7 protein-coding genes and 1 pseudogene are annotated in these 8081 nt (G+C 70.5%); 5 read left to right on the top strand and 3 right to left on the bottom strand.

Translation table 11 applies throughout. From position 1 onward, the window contains the following. Positions 1 to 733: 733 nt before the first annotated feature. Positions 734 to 3277, bottom strand: a complete 2544-nt coding sequence (gene fxsT / locus ACIPSE_RS43440; protein WP_401674835.1) for an FxSxx-COOH system tetratricopeptide repeat protein — start codon at positions 3275 to 3277, stop codon at positions 734 to 736. A gap of 533 nt (positions 3278 to 3810) precedes the next feature. Here fxsT and ACIPSE_RS43435 point away from each other — a divergent pair. The 3 genes and pseudogenes from ACIPSE_RS43435 to ACIPSE_RS43425 all read left to right on the top strand — a co-directional run bounded on the left by ACIPSE_RS43435 (position 3811) and on the right by ACIPSE_RS43425 (position 5958). Beyond that, on the top strand, positions 3811 to 4776 hold the full coding sequence (locus ACIPSE_RS43435; RefSeq protein ID WP_401674832.1) for a pentapeptide repeat-containing protein: 966 nt from the start codon (positions 3811 to 3813) through the stop codon (positions 4774 to 4776). Between the two features lie 68 nt (positions 4777 to 4844). Continuing rightward, positions 4845 to 5084: pseudogene (locus tag ACIPSE_RS43430) on the top strand (ATP-dependent DNA ligase); the annotation flags it as partial. A gap of 115 nt (positions 5085 to 5199) precedes the next feature. Beyond that, the gene (locus tag ACIPSE_RS43425) at positions 5200 to 5958 is read left to right on the top strand and encodes a hypothetical protein (protein ID WP_401674840.1); all 759 of its coding nucleotides are present in this window, start codon (positions 5200 to 5202) and stop codon (positions 5956 to 5958) included. On the opposite strand, the gene ACIPSE_RS43420 is transcribed toward ACIPSE_RS43425, so the two are convergent. Next, positions 5890 to 6618 carry a cation transporter gene (locus ACIPSE_RS43420; protein ID WP_401674830.1) on the bottom strand — a complete coding sequence of 243 codons (729 nt, stop codon included), beginning with the start codon at positions 6616 to 6618 and terminating at the stop codon, positions 5890 to 5892. The two genes, ACIPSE_RS43425 and ACIPSE_RS43420, sit on opposite strands and share 69 nt — an antisense overlap. After that, positions 6618 to 6953: an ArsR/SmtB family transcription factor gene (locus ACIPSE_RS43415; RefSeq protein WP_401674828.1), complete on the bottom strand. Its 336-nt coding sequence runs from the start codon at positions 6951 to 6953 to the stop codon at positions 6618 to 6620. The genes ACIPSE_RS43420 and ACIPSE_RS43415 overlap by 1 nt, the downstream gene beginning before the upstream one ends. 53 nt (positions 6954 to 7006) lie before the next feature. Here ACIPSE_RS43415 and ACIPSE_RS43410 point away from each other — a divergent pair, with 53 nt between their 5' ends. Both ACIPSE_RS43410 and ACIPSE_RS43405 read left to right on the top strand, forming a co-directional pair. Beyond that, the gene (locus ACIPSE_RS43410) at positions 7007 to 7399 is read left to right on the top strand and encodes a hypothetical protein (protein WP_401674825.1); all 393 of its coding nucleotides are present in this window, start codon (positions 7007 to 7009) and stop codon (positions 7397 to 7399) included. Between the two features lie 296 nt (positions 7400 to 7695). Continuing rightward, positions 7696 to 8019, top strand: coding sequence for an STAS domain-containing protein (locus ACIPSE_RS43405; protein WP_401674822.1), 324 nt, complete (start codon positions 7696 to 7698; stop codon positions 8017 to 8019). Positions 8020 to 8081 lie beyond the last annotated feature (62 nt).

Below are 8081 nucleotides of genomic sequence, written 5' to 3'. Positions count from 1 at the left end.
CCCCTTCGGGCTGCGCCCGAAGAAGCGAACCCGCCCGCTGCGCGGGCTGGTTGCGCTCCCGCTCCGCGAGAGCGCGAGCCGGGCACTGCGTGCCCGGCTCCAACAGGCCCGCTGCGCGGCCCCGTTGGACTCCGGCCGCTGCGCGGTCGGAGCAGGGGCCTTCCGCTGCGCTCCAGACCCCGAAAGGCGCAGCGAGGGGAGAGGGGTGGTGGGGCAGGTGCGGGAGCGGAGCGCGTGCCGCCGAAACCCTGACTGACAGTCAGGGTTGGCGCTGTGCATCAAACTTAGAGCCCAGATCTAGACTGGACTGAGCCCTCCTCACCGGCACCATTCCTGAAGATGCGTCAAAAACACTTCGTGCCAAATTCCGGAACCGCTCGAATGGAACCAGTGAGGCTTCCCGCGAAAGTGCTTCTTTTTCTCGGGTGGATGGATTCTGGAATGGCTCGGTATTGCCGCTGTGCTTTCCTCGGTAAATTCCTCGAATTGAGTTCGATGAATCTTCGCGTGTCCGGGGCTGGCGCGGCAGCCGTTCTGCTCTGGGGACATGACGGAACGGGCCGCCTGTTTCCGAATCGGCGTGCCAGTCGGAGTCGCAAGACGGATGCCCTCGCACGGCACCGCCCGAGCCGGGCTGTCCCTCGAGCAGTTGCTCGGCCAACTCGTCGTCTACGCCCGGCTCGACACCCTCGCCACGAGGCTCTTCACACCCTGCCGGCACTCGCAGGAACCGTCACGCATCCTTCTCCCTAGTACGCAGCCGCTCCGACACTCTGATCGAGGTCAGGGTGTCGGGGTGCTCAGGCCCCAGCACCCGCCGCCGCACTTCCAGCGTCTCCTCCGCCAACACCACCGCGTCCTCCATCCGACCCACATCGGCCAGATCGATGGCCAGGTTCGACGCCGTCAGCAGCGTGTCCGGATGCTCCGCACCCAGCACCCGACGCTGCACCCCCAACGTCTCCTCCCCCAACACCACCGCCTCCTCCACCCGACCCACAGCCGCCAGACGGATGGCCAGTCCCGTCGCCGTGGCCAGCGTCCGCGGATGCTCCACACCCAACACCCGACGCCGCACCCCCAACGTCTCCTCCCCCAACACCACCGCCTCCCCCACCCGACCCACCTGCGCCAGACAGATGGCCAGGTTCGACGCCGTCAGTAGCGTGTGCGGATGCTCCACACCCAACACCCGACGCTGCACCCCCAACGTCTCCTCCCCCAACACCACCGCCTCCTCCACCCGACCCACAGCCGCCAGATCGATGGCCAGTCCCGTCGCCGTGGTCAGCGTGTCCGGATGCTCTACACCCAGCACCCGCCGCTGCACCTCCAGCGTCTTCTCGTGCAGGGTGACGGCTTCCTGGTACCGCCCCAGTGCCCACAACCGGACAGCGAGGCTGCGGGCACTGTTCAGGGTGTCGGGGTGCTCCTCGCCATAGAGGCGCCGTCGCCGGGCGAGGGTGTCCTCGGCCAGAGCACGCGCACGCTCGCGGTCCAGGGTGTCGTCGAAGGCGCGGGCCAGGGAGTGGGCGGCCGCCAGGGTGTCGTCGTGGTCGGGGCCAAGTTGCCGGCGCCAGGTGTCATACAGGGTCTGTAGCCGCTCGCGTGCCGGGGCCGGCTGCCCGCGGTCCATCAGGTACCAGCACGCCTGACGCACCACAACTCGCCCCTTCCCGTTGGTGAGCTGGGCAGGGTCGGCGGCCAGGGCATGCGGGAGCAGGGTCTGCCAGGCCGGCCAGAACCGCGGCTCGCTGGCGTCGCCGGGGTTGGCTGCGGTGAGGAGGGCTTCGGTGTCGGTGGTTGCGGTGTGGTGTTGGTCGGGGGTGAGGTGGTCGGTGAGGACGGCCTGGGTGAGGCGGTGCAGTTGGACGGTGCCGTCCTGGACGCGGGCCAGGCCGTGCCGGGCGATGGACTGCAACGCGGCACCCGCTGCCAACCGTGACGCCAGCACGCCGGCCAGGAGCGTAGATGCCTGGTCGGGCAGGCGGGCGGCGCAGGAGGTGAGGGGGAAGGGTTCGGGTGCCAGGAGCGCGAGCGCCAACAGGAGGGTGTGTGCGCCGGGGTGGTCCTGGTGGAGGTGGTCGGCGGTGAGCTGGATCTGGGCGGCCAGTGACACCGGGTAGTGCGCGGGCGGGGGGCCCGCGGCGAGGACTGCAGCCGTGTTCGCGGCCAGTTCCTCCTTCAGGTCCGCAGCCGACAGACTCCCGGTCAGCAGGGCTGCTGCCTGGGCGAGGGCGAGGGGCAGGTCGTCCAGCGCGGCAGCAATGTGGTCGGCGTCCGCGTCGGACAACTGCGCGCCCTGAGCGCGGAGCAGGGCGATGGATTCGGTGCGGGAGAGGGTGTCGACGTCGAGGGGAACGGCGTGGCTGTTCCAGTGCGGGTTACGGGAGGTGATCAGCACATGGCCGGGGCCGCCGGGCAGGAACGCGGCGAGGGTGGTGGGGTCTTCGGCGTTGTCGAACACCAGGAGCCAGCGTGAGCGCTCCCCCAGATCGGCCAGCAGCAATTCGACCGCGGCGGCCGGTGGGGTGCCCGTGGGGACAATGCCGGTACGGACGGCGAGTTGGGTGAGCTGCTCGGGGATCAGGGCAGGGTCTTCGGACGCGATCCACCAGGCGATCTCGTACTCCCCCGCGAACCGGTAGACGTACTCAAGGGCGAGCTGTGTCTTACCGACCCCACCGCGGCCGTACAGAGCCTGCACCGCCACCCGGCGGCCGGAGGCCAGCGCCTCGCGCAAGTGGACCAGCATGCCGTCCCGGCCCGTGAACACGGCATTGCGGGCCGGCAGGTTCCGTACCCTCGGCAGGCTGCCGGGCAGGCGGGGGCCGGTGGCGCCGAGCCGGGACAGCATCCCAGGCGGTCGGGCCGGCACCCGATCTGGCCGGGACGGGCCCCTCACCGCCCGCAGCAACTCCTCACGCGCGGCCAGGTCATCCAGACCGAACAGAGCAGGCGCAATCACCGGGCCCAGGATGGCCGGAGGAACAACCTCCGCCACACGGACCGGAGTGATCTTCCCCTTCATGGCCAGCACCGCAGTCCACTCCGGAGTCGTATACCGCTCCGGCTCAAAATAGGCCGGGGAGAACAGGGCAAGGAACCGGCCCTGCTCCAGCGCGGCATTCATCTTCAGAATGAAATTGTCGCCCGCGCCCCAGCTCCAGTAGTCCAACTCGACCTGATAACCGGCGTCCAGGAGATGCCAGCCAATCCATTCCGCCCACGCACGGTCCGGACCCGCGTAACTGACAAACCACGTCCGCTTCGACATGCCGTCAGAAGCGTCGCTGGACGCCCCGTTCGCACTCATCCCAGTCCCCCGACACCGCACCCGAACCGAATCAACCAGAGTAGGGCTCCGGCGGCCGCGCGGTCTCGGACTTCGCCCGGTAGGAAGCCTGCACCTTGACGGGCGCTGATCCCCGCCCCAACGCTGGCACGACCCGCAGAGACCGGCAGGACACCCCAGACGGCCCTTGACCGGGCCGCGCAGCGGGTCCGGCGCCGCAGGCGTGCCCGGGGCGCGGTGTGGCACCGTGGCACCGCGCCAGAACCCCACCCTGCAAGGGGGGTTGCTGCGCCCGCGGTGGTGTCTGCCCGGGTGCGGCACGGGGGGATGTTGATCTCGGGGTGGTGCAACTGGGGGTGGGTGTGTCGGCATGTACGAGGCATGAGGACACCGCACCCCGTCCGCGCCCTGCGCGCTTTCCGTCAGCAGTATCGGCAGTTCCGGCAGCTAGGCCCGCGTGTGACCGCGTTGGATCGGCGTCGGAGACGGGTTCGGCGCTGGCAGCGCACCCGGCGGTGGGGCATGTACGCGCTGATTTTGGTGGGGGCGTTCGTGCTGTTCGTGGTGCTGCCGTGGTTGGTCTGGAAGGGCCCGTTCGTGATCGACAGGGATCATCTGACGAGGCGAAGCTGAAGGAGCAGTCCGGTGCGCTGGTGACCGGGTTGCGGACGGCGGTGGTGGCGTTCACCGCTGCGCTCGGTGCGGGGATCGCGCTGCTCTACACCGCGCGCACGTACCGGTTGACGCGGCGGGGGCAGATCACCGACCGGTTCACCAAGGCCCTGGAGCGCCTCGGCTCACCCGAGATCTACGTGCGTATCGGCGGGATCCTCGCGCTGGAGCAGATCGTCCAGGACGCCCCCGAGCAGGCCGCCACCGATGCAGCCCGCGTCCTGGGCCACTTCATCCGCCACCGCGCGCCCGCCGCGCGCCCCGCCGTTCAGGGGCCCGAAGAGCCTGGTGCTGCGCCGGGTGATCCGCTGCCTGACAGCCCTGAAGCCGATGTCCAAGCCGCTCTCACCGCTCTCACCCGCCCCGAATCACGCACCCACGTCGACCCCCGCGAACCCCTCAACCTCCACGGTCTCCACCTCGCCGGCGCCAACCTCACCGGAGCCGACCTCACCAGAGCCAACCTGTCCGGGGCGAACCTCACCAACGTCACCCTGACCAGGGCGACCCTCACCAACGTCACCCTGACCGTGGCGAACCTCACCGACGTCGGCCTGTACGGGGCGACCCTCACCAACGTCAACCTGCACGGGGCGAACCTCACCAACGTCGACCTGTATGAGGCGAACCTCACCGACATCGGCCTGACCGGGGCGAACCTCACCAACGTCCACCTGTCCGGGGCTGATGTGTCGGGCGCTGTCGGTTTGCTCCTGTCGCAGCTTGCTTCCGTGCGAACCGATGGGAAAACCAAGCTGCCTGACTGGTTCTATCCGCGCACCGGGAAGGCCGGTGAACCGGAAACGTGATGAGCGCGGACGCGGCCATCTGGGGAGGTGTGTGCCGCAAGTGTTCTTGAGGGTGGAAGGCGTTGGGCATGCCTTCGCCGTCGTCGTCTGTGTGGTTGTTGCCTGAGCCGATGCGTGCTGTGCCGGTCAGTGATCCGGTGCTGGCGGTGGGGTGGGCGGCGCAGCCGAAGTGGGACGGCTACCGCGCGCTGGTGGGCCGGTGGTCGGAGGGGCGGGTCGCGGTGCGGAGCCGTAACGGCGGCGACCTGGCCGCCGCGTTCCCGGAGATCGAGGAAGCGGTGCGGCGGCTGCCGGTGGACACGGCGGTGGACTGCGAGCTGGTGGTGTGGGAAGAGGGTCGGCTCGTGTTCGAGCGTCTTCAGCAGCGGATGCCACCGCCGTGGTGCGAGCGCGGCCCGGGCGGCTGTCGAGCATCCGGCGCACCTGGTTGCGTTCGACCTGCTGCGGCTGGACGACCGGGACCTGACCGGCCGCTCCTTCGGCGACCGCTACGCCGCCCTTCAGGGCCTGTTCGCGGAGCATGGCCTGGTGGCGCCGTGGTCGTTGTGTCCGGCCACCACCGATCCCGAGCAGGCTTCCGCGTGGCTGGCCGACTATCCGACCGTCGGCATCGAGGGCCTGGTCCTGCGGCCCGTGGCGAGCCGGTACGTGCCGGGCGGGCGGGGGTGGACGAAGTGCAAGGCGCGGCACACCGAGGAAGCTCTCGTGGGTGCGGTCACCGGGAGTCTCGCCGCGCCCACCAGCGCGCTGCTGGGCCGCTTCAACGCGGGCGGGCAGCTGCGCTACGTCGGCCGTACCACGACCCTGCACACCACCGTCCGCCGCGCCCCGGGCGACCGGCTCCGTGCCGCGGGGGCCGGCCACCCGTGGGCCGGACGGTCTTTCACAGCGGGGTGGGGCTCCCGGCAGCAACTCGCGGTGCACCTGGTCGTGCCGGACACCGTGATCGAAGTCTCCGCCGACGTCGCCCGCGACGGCGCGGTCACCGTCGAGATCAGCAGCCCGGCGGCCAGCCCCGTCCAGATCGTCCACTCCACCGCTGTCCCTGCCCCTCGATCACCCGGCCAGCATCAACGGCCCGCACGCTGGCAGAGCGGGATGGCAACGAGATGTTCACGAACAGCAGGAGCAGCCCGCGCCGCACCCGCACGCATCCTCCGAGTCCGGGACCGGTCCGTGTGAGCGGCTGGCGGCGACCGGCTGGGCGGCAGGTGCGCAGCAGCCCTTGCCCTGCCAGGCGTCGCGGCCTTCCTTGACGGCGATGGCGGCGATCACGAGGGCGGCGATCGGGTCGGCCCAGGACCAGCCGAGCACGGCGTTAAGGATCAGGCCGGCCAGCAGGACGGCGGAGAGGTAGGTGCACAGCAGGGTCTGCTTGGAGTCGGCGACCGCGCTCGCGGAGCCGAGTTCCCGTCCGGCCCTGCGCTGGGCGGCGGACAGGAACGGCATGACGGCCAGGGAGAGGGCGGCCAGCACGATGCCGGGGATCGAGCGGTCGGCCTCGGCGCTCCCGGCCAGCGCGCGCACGGCGTCGACGCTGACGTAGGCGGCGAGCGTGAAGAAGGAGAGGGAGATGATCCGCAGGGTGGTCTGCTCCCGCGCGTCACGGACCGCGTGCTCGCGGGCGGAGAACTGCCAGGCGACCGCGGCGGCGGAGGACACCTCGATGACCGAGTCCAGTCCGAAGCCGACCAGGGCGGTGGAGGAGGCCAGGGTGCCGACGGTGAGGGCGACGACAGCCTCGATGACGTTGTAGGTGATGGTCGCGGCGACCAGCAGCCGTATCCGGCGGGTGAGCACCTCGCGGCGGGCCGGGGACGTGCCGAGCGATATCGCGGTCATCAGCAGCAGTCCTTCGTGGCGGCGGACGGACAGGTCTGGTCGGACTCGACCGCGACCACGGCGGCCAACAGGTGGTCCAGGGCGTGGCCGAGGCGTTCGTCGGCGAGCTCGTAGCGGGTACGGCGCCCGTCGGGCGCGGTCACGACCAGGCCGCAGTCCCGCAGGCAGGCCAGGTGATTCGACAGCCGGGTACGGGAGATGCCGAGCGCGTCGGCGAGATCGGCCGGGTAGGCCGGCGCCTGGCGCAGGGCGAGCAGGATCCGGCAGCGGATCGGATCGGCGAGCGCGCGGCCGAAACGGGCCAGCACGTCGATGTCGGAAGCAACCGTCAGCACATCATGACAGTACACGTTGTCCTGAATTCAGGAAATGCTGGATCATCCGCGGGGTGGCGGCACAGGCTCGGGCCACCGAGGAGGCGGTCGTGGGTGCCGTCGCCGGGAGTCTCGCCGCGCCCACCAGCGCGCTGCTGGGCCGCTTCGACGAGGGCGGGCGGCTGCGCTACGTCGGCCGGACCAGGACGCTGCACACCACTCTTCGCCGCGCCCTGGCCGAGGGGCTCCGTGCCGCGGGGGCCCGTCGCTCGTGGACCGGACCGACCTTCACGGCGGGGTGGGGCTCCCGGCAGCAACTCGCGGTGTACCGGGTCGTGCCGGACGCCGCGGCCGAGGTGGCTGTGGACGTCGCCCGGGACGGTGGTGCCACCCGGTGCGCCTCGCCCGGATCCGCACCGAGATGGAGGTCAACGACGTGTCGTGGTTCGGGACGCCCTAGTGAGTGAGGCGGGAGGTGTGCCGGCTGTGACCCCCACCATGCAAGAACTGTTGCTGCACCCCGGCCGGGCGCGGCCGGGGTGCTCTGGCCAAACCGGGGCGGAGGTGACAGGCTCGGAGGACTAACCAGCCTGGTCTGGTGAGGGTCCCCGCGCTGCTGAGCGGTCATCGAGATGACCGGTGGTGGGTACGGGTGGTCTTGCTCGGCTACGCCCGGCCCCTGTGCCGGCACATGACGGACTCCTCGCTTGGGACCGCAGGCAGCCGACCGTGATGGGCTCCTCCTCGGACGGAGGCCCCGCGCATGAACCTCTACCTCGGCGTCTCGACACACCCGGGCGACACCCTGGTGAACTTGACCGGAGAGCTCGACCGGCAGGCTCTGGAGCAGATCTCCGAGATCACCGACCGCCTGGACGGCAGCAGGCATCTCACCCTCGACCTGTCCGGTCTCACCTTCATGGACTCCAGCGGCCTGTACCTGCTCCTGGAACTGCGCCGCCGCACGGAGACCGCGGGCGGGACCCTCGAACTGCGCGGGGTCCGCGGCCCGGCTCTGCGCGTCCTGGAACTCACCGGCACCCGCGGCCTGTTCACCCTGCTCCCGCCCCTGCACCATGCCGCCTGAGCAGCCCGCTCAGGGTGCGTGCGATCTCCGGGGCGGGGTTCTGGCGTTGATTGTTGCCGGTG

This window comes from Streptomyces sp. NPDC090106 (genome assembly GCF_044747265.1).
Taxonomy (GTDB): Bacteria; Actinomycetota; Actinomycetes; order Streptomycetales; family Streptomycetaceae; genus Streptomyces.
The sequence above is the reverse complement of the archived record's forward strand: the minus strand, read 5'-3'. Positions and strand labels throughout refer to the sequence as shown.

Coding starts and splice junctions, on each gene's coding strand:
- ACIPSE_RS43420 (WP_401674830.1), bottom strand. CDS start 6,618: ATGACCGCGATATCGCTCGGCACGTCCCCGGCCCGCCGCGAGGTGCTC.
- ACIPSE_RS43405 (WP_401674822.1), top strand. CDS start 7,696: ATGAACCTCTACCTCGGCGTCTCGACACACCCGGGCGACACCCTGGTG.
- fxsT (WP_401674835.1), bottom strand. CDS start 3,277: ATGTCGAAGCGGACGTGGTTTGTCAGTTACGCGGGTCCGGACCGTGCG.